This is a genomic window from Streptomyces torulosus, from assembly GCF_001419765.1.
Classification (GTDB): Bacteria; Actinomycetota; Actinomycetes; order Streptomycetales; family Streptomycetaceae; genus Streptomyces; species Streptomyces torulosus.
Genome location: NZ_LIRK01000506.1, coordinates 1 through 14,546, shown reverse-complemented (window position 1 = coordinate 14,546; position 14,546 = coordinate 1). Strand labels below are relative to the sequence as shown.

Sequence of the window (14,546 nt, the reverse complement as noted above, 5' to 3'; positions counted from 1 at the left end):
TGGATCTCGTCGAGGCCGAGGCCCGCGCCCTCGGCCTCGACGAGATCCAGTGGCAGACCCCCGCCTGGAACGAGGGCGCGGCCCGCTTCTACGACCGCCTCGGCGCCCGCCCGAAGGAGAAGCTCCGCTACAGCCTGACCCTGCGTGCGGGCGGCTGACGCGTGGACATCGTCTTACTGATCGTCGGGGTGGTCGTCGGAGTGGGGGCGGCCGGGTTCGCGGGGGACCGGCTTCTGCTGTGGATGGAGGGCAGGGGCTGGGTCTACTGGCGGAGGACGAAGAGGCTGTCCTCCATCGGCGCCGGGCTCGTGCAGGAGGTCGACCCCGCCGCCGGGGCCGCCAGGCGGGCCATGGAGCAGGAACGCGTCCGCAAGAACGTGCGGCCGGCGGAGGATCCGCCTTTTCACGTGGATCTGGAGGCAAAAACCGTCCGGATACGTCTCAAGGGGCGTGACGAGCGATCGAAAGAGCCCCCTTCGTGATCTCCGCCGTGCCGCTCCCGCGACGACCAGGCCCATGACCAGGCCCTGGGGCAGAGGCAGGGCCAGGGGCAGGGGCAGGGCCTTCGCCCGGGTTGTCGCCCTCGCCATGGCCATGGCCTGTACCGGCCTCGCGCTGACCGGCTCCGCCGCCTCGGCCGCGCCTTCCGCCATGCCGTCGGTACCGGGCACCGGCACCGGCCCCGTCCTCGAACTGCCGCGCCCCACCGGTCCGTTCACCGTGGGGCGGACCATGTTGTCGTTGCGGGACGCGTCTCGGGCCGACCCCTGGGTCGCGGGGGAGCGGCGGGAGTTGATGGTGTCGCTGTGGTACCCGGCGGTGCCCGCCAGGGGTGCCCGGCCGGCGCCGTACATGACGGAGCGGGAGTCGGCGGCGCTGCTGGAGTTGCTGGGGGCCGACGACGTACCGGAGGACACGCTGGCGAAGGTGCGGACGTACTCCGTGGCCGACGCCCGCCCGCTGGCGCGGCGTTCGCCGCTGGTCCTGCTCTCGCCGGGGTTCAAGCTGCCGCGCGCCACGCTGTCGTCGCTCGCGGAGGACCTGGCGAGCCGCGGTTACGTCGTCGCGGGCGTCGGGCACAACCACGAGGCCGTCGCGACCACCTTCCCCGACGGGCGCACCACGCCGTGTTCCGCCTGCACCCCGCCGTACGACCAGGCCAAGCTGACCAGGATCGGCGAAGGCCGCGCCGCCGACATGCGGTTCGTGCTCGACCGGCTCACCGGCCCCCGTCCGGTCTGGGGCGGCGGCAGGGCCGTCGACGGGCGGCGCGTCGCCATGGTGGGGCACTCCGCGGGCGGGTACAGCACCGTCCCGGCCATGCGGGGCGACCGCAGGATCGACGCGGGGCTCACCCTGGACGGTCTGGCCGAGGTCTCCACGCCCGGGGTGGACCGGCCGTTCCTGATGATGGGCACGCCCGAGAACGCGCCGGGTGGTGCGGGGGAGCCGTACTGGGGCCGTACATGGTCCGCGCTGTCCGGGTGGAAGCGCTGGCTGACCGTCGACGGCGGTCAGCACGAGTCCTTCACCGACCTTTTGGCGCTCGTCGATCAGGCCGCCCCGGAGGCGGCGGACAGGACGGCCGAGGGGACGGCGGGCGGGAAGGCGGAGAGGGCGGCGGACGGGCCGGTCGCGGAAGCCGGGCTCTCGGGCGCGCGCGGGGTGGAGATCACCCGTGCCTACGTCGGCGCGTTCCTGGACCGGCAGCTGCGGAACCGCCCCCGTCCCCTCCTCGACGGTCCCTCCGTTCACCATCCCGAGGTACGGTTCTGGGCCCCGTAGCCGGGCTAAACCCCAGTTCAGCGGCCTCCTGCACATAAGCGGGGGATAAAAGTTGAGTCGGTCCGACTCAGGTCTGTTGACCGGGCGGGGAGGGTCGTGCACACTTGAGTCCGTTCCACTCAAGTCAGCTGGAGGAATTGAAATGGCACGTGCGGTCGGCATCGACCTGGGCACGACTAACTCCGTCGTCAGCGTTCTGGAGGGCGGCGAGCCCACCGTCATCACCAACGCCGAGGGTGCCAGGACCACGCCGTCCGTCGTCGCCTTCGCGAAGAACGGTGAGGTGCTGGTCGGCGAGGTCGCCAAGCGCCAGGCGGTCACGAACGTGGACCGGACGATCCGGTCCGTGAAGCGGCACATGGGTACGGACTGGAAGGTCGAGTTGGACGGCAAGCCGTTCAACCCGCAGCAGATGTCCGCGTTCATCCTGCAGAAGCTGAAGCGGGACGCCGAGGCGTACCTGGGCGAGAAGGTCACGGACGCGGTCATCACCGTCCCGGCCTACTTCAACGACTCCGAGCGGCAGGCCACGAAGGAAGCCGGCGAGATCGCCGGTCTCAACGTGCTGCGCATCGTCAACGAGCCGACCGCCGCCGCCCTCGCCTACGGCCTCGACAAGGACGACCAGACCATCCTGGTCTTCGACCTCGGTGGCGGCACCTTCGACGTGTCGCTGCTGGAGATCGGTGACGGCGTCGTCGAGGTGAAGGCCACCAACGGTGACAACCACCTCGGTGGTGACGACTGGGACCAGCGCGTCGTCGACTACCTGGTGCAGCAGTTCAAGGCCGGCCACGGCGTGGACCTCGCCAAGGACAAGATGGCGCTGCAGCGTCTGCGCGAGGCCGCCGAGAAGGCGAAGATCGAGCTGTCCTCCTCCACGGAGACCTCGATCAACCTGCCCTACATCACCGCCTCCGCCGAGGGCCCCCTGCACCTCGACGAGAAGCTCACCCGCGCCCAGTTCCAGCAGCTGACCGCGGACCTGCTGGAGCGCTGCAAGACGCCGTTCCACAACGTCATCAAGGACGCCGGGATCGCCCTGTCCGAGATCGACCACGTCGTTCTCGTCGGTGGCTCCACCCGTATGCCCGCCGTCGCCGAGCTCGTCAAGGAGCTGACCGGCGGCAAGGAGGCCAACAAGGGTGTGAACCCGGACGAGGTCGTCGCCATCGGCGCCTCGCTCCAGGCCGGTGTCCTCAAGGGTGAGGTCAAGGACGTCCTGCTCCTCGACGTGACCCCGCTGTCCCTCGGCATCGAGACCAAGGGCGGCATCATGACCAAGCTCATCGAGCGCAACACCACGATCCCGACCAAGCGGTCCGAGATCTTCACCACGGCCGAGGACAACCAGCCGTCCGTGCAGATCCAGGTCTACCAGGGCGAGCGCGAGATCGCGGCGTACAACAAGAAGCTCGGGATGTTCGAGCTGACCGGTCTGCCGCCGGCGCCCCGCGGCGTCCCGCAGATCGAGGTGTCCTTCGACATCGACGCCAACGGCATCATGCACGTGACCGCCAAGGACCTGGGCACGGGCAAGGAGCAGAAGATGACCGTCACCGGCGGCTCCTCGCTGCCGAAGGACGAGGTCGACCGGATGCGCCAGGAGGCCGAGCAGTACGCGGAGGAGGACCAGAAGCGCCGCGAGGCCGCCGAGACCCGCAACCAGGGCGAGCAGCTCGTCTACCAGACGGAGAAGTTCCTCAAGGACAACGAGGACAAGGTTCCCGGCGAGATCAAGACCGAGGTCGAGGCCGCCGTCGCCGAGCTGAAGGACGTCCTCAAGGGTGAGGACACCGCCGAGATCCGCACGGCCACCGAGAAGGTCGCCGCCGTGTCGCAGAAGCTCGGCCAGGCCCTGTACGCCGACGCCCAGGCCGCGCAGGCCGCGGGCGGCCCGGAGGGTGCCGCAGCCGGTGCCAAGGCCGACGACGACGTCGTCGACGCCGAGATCGTCGACGAGGACCGGAAGGACGGTGCCGCGTGACGGAGGAGACCCCGGGCTTCGACGAGCAGCAGCCGCAAGGTCAGCCGCAGCAGCCCGACGTCCCCTCCTCCGGCTCCGAGGACGCCGAGCCGAAGGCCGCCCCCAAGGAGGGGGCGGCCCCGGCCGGGGACGCGGCAGCGGCGGCCCAGGTGGCCGGCCTGACGGCCCAGCTGGACCAGGTGCGCACGGCGCTCGGTGAGCGCACGGCGGACCTCCAGCGCCTCCAGGCCGAGTACCAGAACTACCGTCGGCGGGTCGAGCGCGACCGGATCACGGTCAAGGAGATCGCCGTCGCGAACCTCCTGACCGAGCTCCTGCCCGTGCTCGACGACATCGGCCGCGCACGGGAGCACGGCGAACTCGTCGGCGGCTTCAAGTCGGTCGCCGAGTCGCTGGAGACCGTCGCGGCGAAGATGGGTCTGCAGCAGTTCGGCAAGGAGGGCGAGCCCTTCGACCCGACGATCCACGAGGCCCTCATGCACAGCTACGCGCCGGACGTCACCGAGACGACGTGCGTGGCGATTCTGCAGCCGGGGTATCGCATCGGCGAACGGACCATCCGCCCCGCGCGGGTGGCCGTGGCCGAACCCCAGCCGGGGGCGCAGACAGTCAAGGCGGACGGCGAGTCCGCGGAGACGGCCGACGACAAGGAGAACGGTGGCCCGGACGAGGGCTGACGTCCACGACGCGGAACACAACGGGAAGGAGGGACGCCGGGGATGAGCACCAAGGACTTCATCGAGAAGGACTACTACAAGGTCCTCGGCGTCCCCAAGGACGCCACCGAGGCCGAGATCAAGAAGGCGTACCGGAAGCTCGCCCGCGAGTTCCACCCGGACGCCAACAAGGGCAACGCCAAGGCCGAGGAGCGGTTCAAGGAGATCTCCGAGGCGAACGACGTCCTCGGCGACCCCAAGAAGCGCAAGGAGTACGACGAGGCCCGCGCGCTGTTCGGCAACGGCGGCTTCCGGCCGGGCCCCGGCGCGGGCGGCGGCTCGTTCAACTTCGACCTGGGCGACCTCTTCGGAGGCGGCGCCCAGGGCGGACAGGGAGCGGGCGGTTTCGGCGGCGGGCTCGGTGACGTCTTCGGGGGCCTGTTCAACCGGGGCAGTTCCGGCACCACGCGGGTGCAGCCCCGGCGCGGCCAGGACATCGAGTCCGAGGTCACGCTGAGCTTCACCGAGGCCATCGAGGGCGCCACCGTGCCGCTGCGGATGTCCTCGCAGTCCCCGTGCAAGGCATGTTCGGGCACCGGCGACGCCAACGGCACCCCCCGGGTGTGCCCGACGTGCGTCGGCACCGGCCAGGTCGCTCGGGGCTCCGGCGGCGGCTTCTCCCTGACGGACCCCTGCCCGGACTGCAAGGGCCGGGGCCTGATCGCCGAGAACCCCTGCGACATCTGCAAGGGCTCCGGCCGGGCCAAGTCGTCCCGCACCATGCAGGTCCGCATCCCCGCCGGCGTCGCCGACGGGCAGCGGATACGGCTGCGCGGCAAGGGCGCGCCCGGCGAGCGGGGCGGCCCCGCGGGCGACCTGTACGTGGTCGTGCACGTCGACGCGCACCCGGTGTTCGGCCGCAAGGACGACAACCTCACGGTGACGGTGCCGGTCACGTACCCGGAGGCGGCGCTCGGCGGGGAGGTCAGGGTCCCGACCCTGGGCGGCCCCCCGGTCACCCTGAAACTGCCCCCGGGCACCCCCAACGGGCGTACGATGCGGGCCCGCGGCAAGGGAGCGGTCCGCAAGGACGGCACCCGCGGGGACCTGCTGATCACCGTCGAGGTGAGTGTCCCGAAGGATCTGTCGGGGAAGGCTCGTGACGCACTGGAGGCGTATCGCGAGGCGACCGCGGGCGAGGACCCGCGGGCGGAGCTGTTCCAGGCCGCGAAGGGAGCATGACCACACCATGGACACACCCGGCCGCCGTCGTAACCCCTATGAGCTGACGGAAGAGACACCGGTGTACGTCATCTCGGTGGCCGCTCAGCTGTCCGGTCTGCACCCGCAGACCCTGCGCCAGTACGACCGCCTCGGCCTGGTCTCGCCCGACCGCACCGCCGGGCGCGGCCGGCGCTACTCGGCCCGCGACATCGAACTGCTGCGCACCGTCCAGCAGTTGTCGCAGGACGAGGGCATCAACCTGGCCGGCATCAAGCGCATCATCGAGCTGGAGAACCAGGTCGCCGCCCTCCAGGCGAGGGTGGTCGAGCTGGAGACCGCGCTCGACGGCGCCGCCGCGGCGATGCAGCAGCGCGAGGCCGCGGTGCACGCGTCGTACCGGCGTGACCTGGTGCCCTACCAGGAGGTGCAGCAGACGAGCGCGCTGGTGGTGTGGCGGCCGAAGCGGCAGCAGGCCTCGGACTGAGAGCCGCCCCCGCAAGCCGCCTCCGCAAGCCGCCGCCTGGCAGCAAAGTGCCTGGCAGCAAGTGTCCCGCCCGGTGCAGCATCCTGACATCGCGGAGCCTTCAGGCGGTGTGTTCCCGCTGGCAGAGTCGTGGTCATGAAGAACACGGGGAACACGGGGAACGCACGCATCATCAGGACACTGTCGGCGCTCGCGCTGATCATGACCCTGCCGCTGGGAGCGACGGTGGCCGTCAAGTCCGGGCCGTCGGTCGCGCTGTCCGTCAACGGCTGGCAGTGAGCCGGCGGGACGAACGGACGGGATGACGACCGTGGAGTTCCAGGACGGTGAGCACCGGGACAGGGAGCACCGCGGGGAGCACCGGGACGAGCAGTACCGGGACGGTGGGTTCCGGGAACTGGTCCTCGTCCGCAGGGCTCCCGGTGACGCACCCGCCGCGACGGCCGTGATCAGGGTCCTCGGCCAACTGCCCGGGGGCTGGGAACACGCCTGGCGACTCGACGAGGACGGGGGCCGGATCCACCTTCGGATCCGGCCCCCGTCCGGTTCGCCCGCCCATGCCGTACGGGACTGGCTGGCGGAGGTCCTCACCGACCCGGCGCTGGGCGGCTGGCGTGCCGCCGGGGCGCCCTGATCGGCGGGGTCAGATCCAGCCCCGCTCCCGGGCCAGCAGGGCCGCGTGCGGACGGTTGCAGGCGTTGAGCGTGCGCAGTACGTCGGCGACGTGCCGGCGGTAGGTGCGCAGGGAGACGCCGAGTTCGCGGGCACCGATCTCGTCCTTGGTGACCCGGCACATCGACTTCAGGACCTCCAGCTCCATCGGCGTCAGGGACTCCGACTCGGGTGCCGGGGCGCCCAGCAGATCGGTGAGGTCCGTCGCCTGGTCCCAGATCTTCTCGAAGAGGGCCAGGATGCTGGCCACCAGGCCCGGTTCCTGCGCGACCAGCGCGCCGCGCGAGGTGTCCGACGGGTCCGCCGGGACCAGCGCGGTGTGCCGGTCGTAGACGAGGACGCGCTCGGCGATGTCGGCGGCGGCCCTGATCCGCGCGCCCTGCGCGTTCAGTTCGCGCAGATAGGCGGCGGTCGCCGGATCGTCCAGGGCGTCCTTGAGGACGACACTGCGGATGTGGACGCCCCGGCGCAGACAGCGGCTGTCCAGCGGCCGCGCGTGCGCGATGTTCTCCCGGGTGAGCGCCCGGTAGGGCTCGACGGAGAGGATCTCCTCGCGGGCGAAGAACGCCAGGTCGTCGATCCGGTCGCGGATCTGCGCCAGGTTCGTCATCCGCTCCACGCCGCCGCCGGCCTGGGTGTGGGCGCCCTGCTCGGCGCGGAGTTCCGCGACGAGGTGACGGGGCCGGGTCACCTGCTGCAGCTCGTGGTGCAGCTCGCTCAGCCGCCGGTCGGTGAGCAGACCGACGGCCACCTCGGGGTCCGCCGCCGTCAGGGTGCCGCCCGCTTCGCTCCCTGCGGCGGCCGGATACTCCGCCGCCTGCGCCCCGCCCTCCGCCGTCGCCTCCGCGCGGCGGAGCAGGCCCAGTTCCGTCAGTCGCCGCAGCGCGGCACCGACGACGTCCTGCGGCGCGTGGAGCAGGAGGTGGATGTCCTCCGCCGTCGTCCCCGGATTCCTCAGGAAGTGCCGGTAGACGCGCTCCTCCATCGCGGTGAGCCCCAACAGCCCCATGCTGCCCGCATCGTTCATCTGTCCCCCCGTGTTCCTCCCGTACGGCCCGGGCCGGTGGCCGGTATCGCGGGTGTGGCTGGTCGGGCCACGGCGATACGGAATCCACCGAAATGATCGGGACTCACAGTAATGCGTTGGTCAAGGCTTCGTCCGTTTCACGGCGGCACGCCGTGGAACGTGTGGCGAATGTGTGACGGAAGAGCCCGGGCCACGACACGAACGAACGGCGTGGGCCGAAAGTTTCGCTCGCAGCATGGTGTCGCGCCGGTGCAGCAAGCTGCGCCCCGCGGGGTGGGATCCGGCCGAAAGCGCTTGGCAGGCTGGAATCCGTCGGACGGGAACCGATGGACGTCGGACACGAACCTATGGACGTCGGACACGAACCGATGGATTCGCACGGATTCTCCGGCCACGAGCCGACGGAAGCCGACACGACCGAACACAACCAGGGGGACTCACATGGCTGTTGTCGTACGGGAGGACGCACTCGACTTCTCCGCGCTGACCGATCGCGAGCGGGCGGTGCTGCTGCTGCTCGCGACGGGCGAGCAGAACCGCTGGCTCGCCCGCCGCCTGGGCATCGCGGAGCGCACGGTACGGGCCCACACCGCCAGCATCGTGCGCAAGCTCGACCTCAAGTCCCGGTTCGAGGCGGCGATCGTCTCGCACCTGTACGAGGACGACATCAGGGGAACCTGCGGCTGACCACCGCGGGGAACAGCATGAGGCCCTGCCGGTACTGGGGAGTACCGGCAGGGCCTTTCCGTGGTGTGCCGGGGGTCAGCCGGGCAGGAGGTCGCCGACCATCTCGATCGCCGTCATCCACAGGGGCTGGGCGCCTGTGCCGAACGCGGCGGCGAGGGCGTAGCCGAGGGCCGCGTCCAGTGCCTCCGGCTCGGCGTCCTCGCGCCACTCCACCAGGACCTTCCCGTCGCCGTCGGAGGAGAAGTCCCCGAGGTACGCCCCGGCCCGCACCAGCCGGCTGCCCGGGATGGAGTCGGGCACCAGCCGCCAGGAGCGCTCCGCGTACCGCACGTCGACGCGGTACGAGCGCCGGGTCAGCCGGCCCTTGGCGGGGTCGATCACCGCCTCCTCGCCGTCGACGGTCAGGGTGAGCCGCGCACCGTCACGGGTGCCGACCGGGATGTGGTCCTCGCCCTCGGTCCCCTCGGCCCGCCACAGCTCGACCCGCGGCACCCGCTCGCCGGTCACCGTGACCTCGCCCCGCTCGGAGTCCAGCCGGACGGTCAGCGCGCCGAACCGGTCGTCCTCGACGGTGTGCTCGACCACGGGCCTGGGCCCGCTCTCCTCGTACTCGTCCGCGTCGTCGTAGTCGTCGCGGTCGTCGTAGCCGTCATGGCCGTCGCGGTCGTCGTACGGGTGGTCCTCGTGGGCGTCGTACGCGTCCTCGTCGGTCTTCTTGGCGAGCGAGGTGGTGGGGGCCGGGTCCTTCGGCATTGCGGTGTTCCTTCGCTGTGTGTGGGGGGCTGACGGTGGTCGGTACGTCAGGTAGGACGGAGGGGGGTGCGCTCACGCTCCCGCGGCGGTCAGCTGGGTGGCGGCGAGGTCCCGGTACAGCTCGTCCCTGCCCAGGAGTTCCCCGTGCCGGCCATGGTCGCGCACCCGCCCGCCGGCGAGCAGCACCATGTGGTCGGCGGAGGTCACCGTGGACAGCCGGTGGGCGATGAGCAGCACCGTGCAGTGCTCGGCGGCCCGCTCCACGGTGTGCCGCAGCGCCGTCTCGCTGAGACCGTCGAGGTGGGCGGTCGCCTCGTCGAGCAGCAGCACCTGGGGGCGGCGCAGCAGTGCGCGGGCGATGGCGAGGCGCTGGCGTTCACCGCCGGACAGGGCGAGCCCGCGGGCGCCGACCTGGGTGTCGAGGCCCTCCGGGAGCCGGGCGACCAGCGAGTCGAGCAGGGTGTCCCGCAGGACGCGGGCGACCTCGTCCTCGGCCGCGTCGGGCGCGGCGTACAGGAGGTTCTCGCGGAGGGTGCCGGCGAGCATCGGGGTGTCCTGCTCCACGTACGCGATCCGGCGGCGCACCTCGGCGCGGCTGAGGGTCGCGATGTCGGTGCCGTCGAGGAGGACGCGTCCGGAGTCCGGCTCGTAGAACCGCTGGAGGAGCGAGAAGACGGTCGTCTTGCCGCTGCCGGAGGGGCCGACGAGGGCGGTGACACCGCCGGCCGGGGCGACCAGGCCCACGCCGTCGAGGGTGGTGGCGCGGCCCGGGTAGGCGAACGTGACGTTCTCCAGGGTCACGCGCGGCGGCGGGCCGGCCGGGCGGGCCGGGGTCTCGTCGACGTCCGTCTCGATCTCCATCCGCTCGACCTCCTCGATGCGGGTGAGCGCGCCGAGGCCCTGCTGGAGGGAGGTCGTGCCGCCGACCAGGGACAGCACCGGGCCGCCCAGGTTGAACAGGTAGAGCAGGAAGGCGATCAGCGCGGCCAGGTCGAGGGCGCCGGTGGCGACCAGGGCGCCGCCGAAGCCGATGACCGCGAGGAACGACGCCTGGACGACCAGGGCGGAGAGCACGGCGATCGTGGCGTGGTAGCGGGCGCCGGTCAGACCTGCCCGGTAGGCGTCCTCGGCGGCGGCCACGGCCCGCGCGGTCTCCGTCGCCTCGCCGCCGTTGGCCTTCACGGTGCGGGCGGCGCCGAGCGCGCGGTCGAGGGCGGCGCCGATCTCGCCGACCGAGGTCTGCGCGCGCGTGGTCACCCGGCGGATCCTCGGCATCACCACGCCCATCGCGACACCGACCACCAGCAGCACACCGGAGGTGATGCCGAGCAGCGGCAGGCTGGTCATGCCCATCAGGACGATGGTGGCGATCAGATGGATACCGCCGTCGAGCAGCTGGATCACACCACTGGTCGCCGCGTGCTGCACGAGCGTGCTGTCGGACGTCACACGGGTGGTGAGACCGCCCGGCTCCGTCCTGTCCAACTCGGCGGTCCGCAGCCGGATCAGACGGTGGATCAGCCCCCGACGCACATGCAGCACGACCTTCTCCGCCGTGCGCTCGCTCACCAGGGCCTGCGTCCAGGTCAGCGCGATGGAGACCGCCAACAGGGCCAGCATCAGCAGGAGTTCGCGGGTCAGGTCGCCGCCGGTCATCAGCGCCGTCAGCGACGACTCCACGACCATCGGCTGCGCGAGCCCCGCCGCGCTGCCGGCCAGGGTCAGGACGAGGACCAGCAGCAACACCCTGCGGTGCGGGCGGGCGTGGGCGAGCAGCGCGCGGAGCGGGGGGCGCGGGGCGTCGGTGCCCTGCGGGGAATCGGGCGCCTGTACGGGGCCGGGTGCCTGCGCGGGATCGGGTGCCTGCGCGGGATCGGGCGTCTGCGTCAGCTGGGGCGGCGGAGGCTCGGGCCTCGCGGAGTCATGTGTGTTCACCCTGGACTTTCTACGCGTACGGGCGGGTGCGGCGGTATTGGCGCTTGCGGCAATGCCGGGCCCGGCGACGCCGGTTCGGGTCATGCCGGGGCGGTATTGCCGAGAGTGGTATTGCCGACAGTGGTATTGCCGCCTTCGGCGATGCCGAGAGCGGTCATGCCGGGTGCGGTAATGCCGCAACTGCCAATAGCGGGCGGCTTTTCCGGCGGGCCATAGTTATCTCGTCGCCAAGGGGCACCGGCCGAAAAGCCGGAAAGCCCGTAAGGCGGCCGGGAATTCGGAGAACCGTAATCCCGCACCATGAATCAAGGAGAGACTCATGCAGTCGACGCAGAACGAGAAGGACCTGTTCGAGGGCTACACCGCCTACACCTCCGCCGAGGAGCTGGGCCTGTACGACGGCAAGGACGCCGCGCCCGCGTTCAGCCCGACCATTCCGTGGGCGATCCGCGCCACCATCATCACCGCCCGCTCCTCGCAGCAGTGCGCCGCGGCCCTCGGTTCGCTGACCGCCCGCACGATCGAGAAGAAGTGCTGACGACCGGGCGACCGGAGCAGTGACCCGCGGGGAGGAGCCGGTGCCGGCCACCGGCCCCTCCCCGGGCAACGCGACACACACCGAAAAGCATGCACAAGGAGGCGGGAATGGACCCCACAGGAGTCGCGGATCCCGGATTTCGCCGGGTGCTCCTCGTGGGCACCGGCGCGCTCAGCGTGGCATTCCTGCCGTTCTGGATCAACTGGCTGGGCAATACCTTCCCGGAAATGGAGAAACGGGTCGTGCTGACCCGTTCGGCGCGGCGATTCGTCTCCGCGGACGCGATATCCGCGCTCTGCGGACGGGAGGTCGTCACCGACGACTGGTCCGAGGCCGCGCCCGGTGCCGTCCCGCACGTCGAACTGGCCCGCTGGCCGGACCTCGTGCTCGTCCACCCGGCCACGATGCACTTCCTCGGCCGTTACGCGCTCGGCCTCACCGACACCCCCCTGTTGTGCGCCCTGCAGTCGACGTCCGCCCTCGTGGGCGTGGCCCCGTCGCTGCCGCCCGGCGCGCAGCTCAGCCCCGTGGTCCAGGGGCACCTGGACACCCTGCGCGACCGCCCGGGCGTGGTCGTCGCGCCGACCGTGCCCGCCGTCAGCGCCAGCACGGGCGAGATGGAGGACGGCGGGGCGCTGCCGCTGTCCGAGTTGATGGGCCTGTGCGTCGGCGCGTACGCGCGGGCCCGGCGGTCCGAGGGGGAGGACGAGTGACCGTACGGACGACACCACGGGTATGGACGGCACCAGGAGCACAGGCGGCCCCAGGGGCTCAGACGGTACAGGTGACACCGGCGGCGCAGGTCGACGGTCCGGAGGCCGAGTTCGGCACCGGGCTCCAGCTCACCCGCGTACGGCCCACGGCCGACGGACGCCACGAGTGGTGGCACGGGGCGGGATCCCGGCGGGCGGCCCCGCCGACGGCGCCCCTCGCCGCACACGTCCCCCGGCACACCGCCGGCGCCCGGCTGGTCACCCCGGAGGCCTCGGGCGCGGGGCTCGCCTACCTCGCCGACGGCCCGCACTCGGCCGCGGCCTGGCTCCGCGACCCCCGGCCGGCGGCCCGGCGGCTGGTCGCGCACGCGCTCGCGGCGGCGGGTACGGCGCTACGGGACCTGCACGCCACGCCCGCGCCGACCGGGGCGCCGCCGCCCGCGCTCACCCGACTGCGGGGGTTCGCCGAGGGGACGGACGGGGGCGACGGTGACCTCGCCGCCGTACGGCGTCTGCGGGAGCACGCCGTACGGGTGTGGGGTGCCGCCCGCCTCTCGACGCTTCGCTCCTGGTGCGCCGAGGTCGCGGCACCCGCCCCCGCCTCCACCGTCGCCCCCGCGTCCGGCGACGGGAGCGAACGAGAGGGCCGGGACGGCCACGGACTCGTCCTCGTACACGGTTTCGCCTCGCTCGGCGCGCTGATCCCACCCCTGAGCCGGGGTCCGGTGGCGCTGCTGACGGGCGAGGACCTGGGCGCCGCCCGGCCCGAACTGGACCTGGGCTGGCTGCTCGGCGATCTGGCCGAACTCGCCTGGGCCGTACCGGTGTGGGGCGAGGGTCCGGGCGTCGACCTGCCGGGCGTCCTGCTCGACGCGTACGGGCCGGGCGCGGACCGGGAGCTCGCGGCCCGCGCCGCGGTGCTGCGGATCGCCGCGCACATGCGGGACTTCGCCGCGTACTGCGGCTGGAGCGACGAACTGGCCGACTACACCGCCTTCATCGCTGACCTGATCGACGAGGAGGGCCGCCGCGCGGTCCCCGGGGGAGCCACGACACGATGACGATCACCACCGACACACCCACGAGGACGGACCCGGCGGAGCCGGTCCGCACCCGGCAGCGCTACCGGCCCACCGAACTGGGCACCGTGCCCGCCGTGAACGCCCTGCTGGAGCGGCTCGGGCTCGGCCGCCTCGACGCGGCTGCGGTCACCGCGTTCGGCGGCCGCAACGACAACTGGGCGGGGCCGACCACCACCGGCGAGCAGGTCTTCGTCAAGACGGTGACGCCGCTGCCGGACGGGGGCTGCCCCGAGCTCGAACGCGCCCTGAGCTTCGAGGAGTCGGCGGCCCGATGGCTGCCGGGCGGCTCGCCGCTGCGCTCGCCGGAGCTGCTGGGCGCGGACCCGGCGGCCGGGGTGACCGTGCACCGGCTGGTGCCCGGCGCCCGTTCGGGGGCGGAGCTGGCGCTGGACGGGGACTTCGACGACGCGCTGTGCCGGGCGGCGGGGCGTGCGGTGGGGACGCTGCACACGCTGCCGGCCGGGGACGGCCTCGACACCGGGGAGGCGCCGTTGCCGCCGCTGGCCTGGCTGCGCGCGCTGCCCTGGAGCGCCGTCCAGGAGCGCAGCATGGCGCAGATCGCCGCCTGGCAGCTCGTCCAGGACGACGGCGAGGTCGTCGACGCGCTGGCCCGGCTGCGGGAGGGCGAGGCGAGCGTGCCGCACGCGCCCACGCACTGCGACCTCCGCTTCGACCAGTTCATCGGCGCCGACGAGGGCCGCGGGCCGCTGTACCTGTGCGACTGGGAGGAGTTCCGGCTGGCCGACCCGGCGCGGGACGTGGGGGCGTTCGCGGGGGAGTGGCTGTTCCACGCGACGTACTCCGTGTTCGCGCCGACCGGCGACGCCGGGGACGCCGGGGACGACCGGCGGGGCGGCGGGGCCGGGTTCGGCCTCGCGCACGAGGAGATCATCGGGCGGGGCTCGGCGAGCCTGCGCCGCCATCTGCCGCGCGTCCACGCCTTCTGGCAGGGCTACCTGGAGTGCCGTGCGCCCGACCCCGGCCTGCCCGAGCGGGCCGCCGC

17 protein-coding genes are annotated in these 14,546 nt (G+C 72.4%); 13 read left to right on the top strand and 4 right to left on the bottom strand.

What is annotated here, in order from left to right; all coding sequences use genetic code 11:
• Nucleotides 1-161: 161 nt before the first annotated feature.
• The 8 genes from AOK23_RS31340 (at nt 162) to AOK23_RS48165 (ending at nt 6,770) form a co-directional block, all read left to right on the top strand.
• Entirely contained in the window at nt 162-482 is a 321-nt protein-coding gene (locus AOK23_RS31340; protein ID WP_206336332.1) for a hypothetical protein, read from the top strand.
• A gap of 34 nt (nt 483-516) precedes the next feature.
• On the top strand, nt 517-1,785 hold the full coding sequence (locus AOK23_RS31335; protein WP_107102916.1) for an alpha/beta hydrolase family protein: 1,269 nt from the start codon (nt 517-519) through the stop codon (nt 1,783-1,785).
• 142 nt (nt 1,786-1,927) lie between these two features.
• Entirely contained in the window at nt 1,928-3,772 is a 1,845-nt protein-coding gene (dnaK, locus tag AOK23_RS31330; protein WP_055715941.1) for a molecular chaperone DnaK, read from the top strand.
• Complete coding sequence (gene grpE / locus AOK23_RS31325; RefSeq protein ID WP_055715940.1) at nt 3,769-4,449, top strand: nucleotide exchange factor GrpE; 681 nt, start codon at nt 3,769-3,771, stop codon at nt 4,447-4,449. The genes dnaK and grpE overlap by 4 nt, the downstream gene beginning before the upstream one ends.
• Nucleotides 4,450-4,491: 42 nt before the next feature.
• A complete protein-coding gene (gene dnaJ / locus AOK23_RS31320; RefSeq protein WP_055715939.1) occupies nt 4,492-5,670 on the top strand; it encodes a molecular chaperone DnaJ in 1,179 nt (392 codons plus the stop codon).
• Nucleotides 5,671-5,677: 7 nt separating this feature from the next.
• Entirely contained in the window at nt 5,678-6,136 is a 459-nt protein-coding gene (locus AOK23_RS31315; protein WP_055542957.1) for a heat shock protein transcriptional repressor HspR, read from the top strand.
• Between the two features lie 135 nt (nt 6,137-6,271).
• Nucleotides 6,272-6,415 (top strand): hypothetical protein, encoded by a 144-nt coding sequence (locus tag AOK23_RS48170; protein WP_157878211.1) that lies wholly within the window; start codon nt 6,272-6,274, stop codon nt 6,413-6,415.
• A gap of 22 nt (nt 6,416-6,437) precedes the next feature.
• Nucleotides 6,438-6,770, top strand: a complete 333-nt coding sequence (locus AOK23_RS48165; RefSeq protein ID WP_055715938.1) for a hypothetical protein — start codon at nt 6,438-6,440, stop codon at nt 6,768-6,770.
• Between the two features lie 9 nt (nt 6,771-6,779).
• Here AOK23_RS48165 and AOK23_RS31305 read toward each other — a convergent pair whose 3' ends face one another.
• Nucleotides 6,780-7,835: a helix-turn-helix domain-containing protein gene (locus tag AOK23_RS31305; protein WP_055715937.1), complete on the bottom strand. Its 1,056-nt coding sequence runs from the start codon at nt 7,833-7,835 to the stop codon at nt 6,780-6,782.
• Nucleotides 7,836-8,276: 441 nt separating this feature from the next.
• Between AOK23_RS31305 and AOK23_RS31300 the strand changes: the two genes are divergently transcribed.
• A complete protein-coding gene (locus AOK23_RS31300) occupies nt 8,277-8,522 on the top strand; it encodes a helix-turn-helix domain-containing protein (RefSeq protein WP_055715936.1) in 246 nt (81 codons plus the stop codon).
• 75 nt (nt 8,523-8,597) lie between these two features.
• Here the strand turns inward: AOK23_RS31300 and AOK23_RS31295 are convergent, their stop codons facing one another.
• The 3 genes from AOK23_RS31295 to AOK23_RS48160 all read right to left on the bottom strand — a co-directional run bounded on the left by AOK23_RS31295 (nt 8,598) and on the right by AOK23_RS48160 (nt 11,512).
• Nucleotides 8,598-9,107, bottom strand: a complete 510-nt coding sequence (locus AOK23_RS31295) for a hypothetical protein (RefSeq protein WP_055715944.1) — start codon at nt 9,105-9,107, stop codon at nt 8,598-8,600.
• Between the two features lie 240 nt (nt 9,108-9,347).
• Nucleotides 9,348-11,051 (bottom strand): ABC transporter ATP-binding protein, encoded by a 1,704-nt coding sequence (locus tag AOK23_RS31290; RefSeq protein ID WP_055715943.1) that lies wholly within the window; start codon nt 11,049-11,051, stop codon nt 9,348-9,350.
• 239 nt (nt 11,052-11,290) lie between these two features.
• Nucleotides 11,291-11,512, bottom strand: a complete 222-nt coding sequence (locus AOK23_RS48160) for a hypothetical protein (protein WP_157878210.1) — start codon at nt 11,510-11,512, stop codon at nt 11,291-11,293.
• A gap of 17 nt (nt 11,513-11,529) precedes the next feature.
• On the opposite strand from AOK23_RS48160, the gene lxmA reads away from it, so the two are divergent.
• From lxmA to lxmK, 4 genes are all read left to right on the top strand, one after another.
• Nucleotides 11,530-11,748, top strand: a complete 219-nt coding sequence (lxmA, locus tag AOK23_RS31285) for a lexapeptide family class V lantibiotic (RefSeq protein ID WP_055513948.1) — start codon at nt 11,530-11,532, stop codon at nt 11,746-11,748.
• Between the two features lie 107 nt (nt 11,749-11,855).
• Nucleotides 11,856-12,461 (top strand): peptide terminal cysteine decarboxylase LxmD, encoded by a 606-nt coding sequence (lxmD, locus tag AOK23_RS31280; RefSeq protein WP_063791435.1) that lies wholly within the window; start codon nt 11,856-11,858, stop codon nt 12,459-12,461.
• A 71-nt stretch (nt 12,462-12,532) separates the two neighbouring features.
• On the top strand, nt 12,533-13,522 hold the full coding sequence (locus AOK23_RS31275) for a hypothetical protein (protein ID WP_055715934.1): 990 nt from the start codon (nt 12,533-12,535) through the stop codon (nt 13,520-13,522).
• The coding region (gene lxmK / locus AOK23_RS31270) for a class V lanthionine synthetase subunit LxmK (protein ID WP_055715933.1) at nt 13,519-14,546 on the top strand (1,028 nt) is incomplete at its 3' end. The genes AOK23_RS31275 and lxmK, both read left to right, overlap by 4 nt.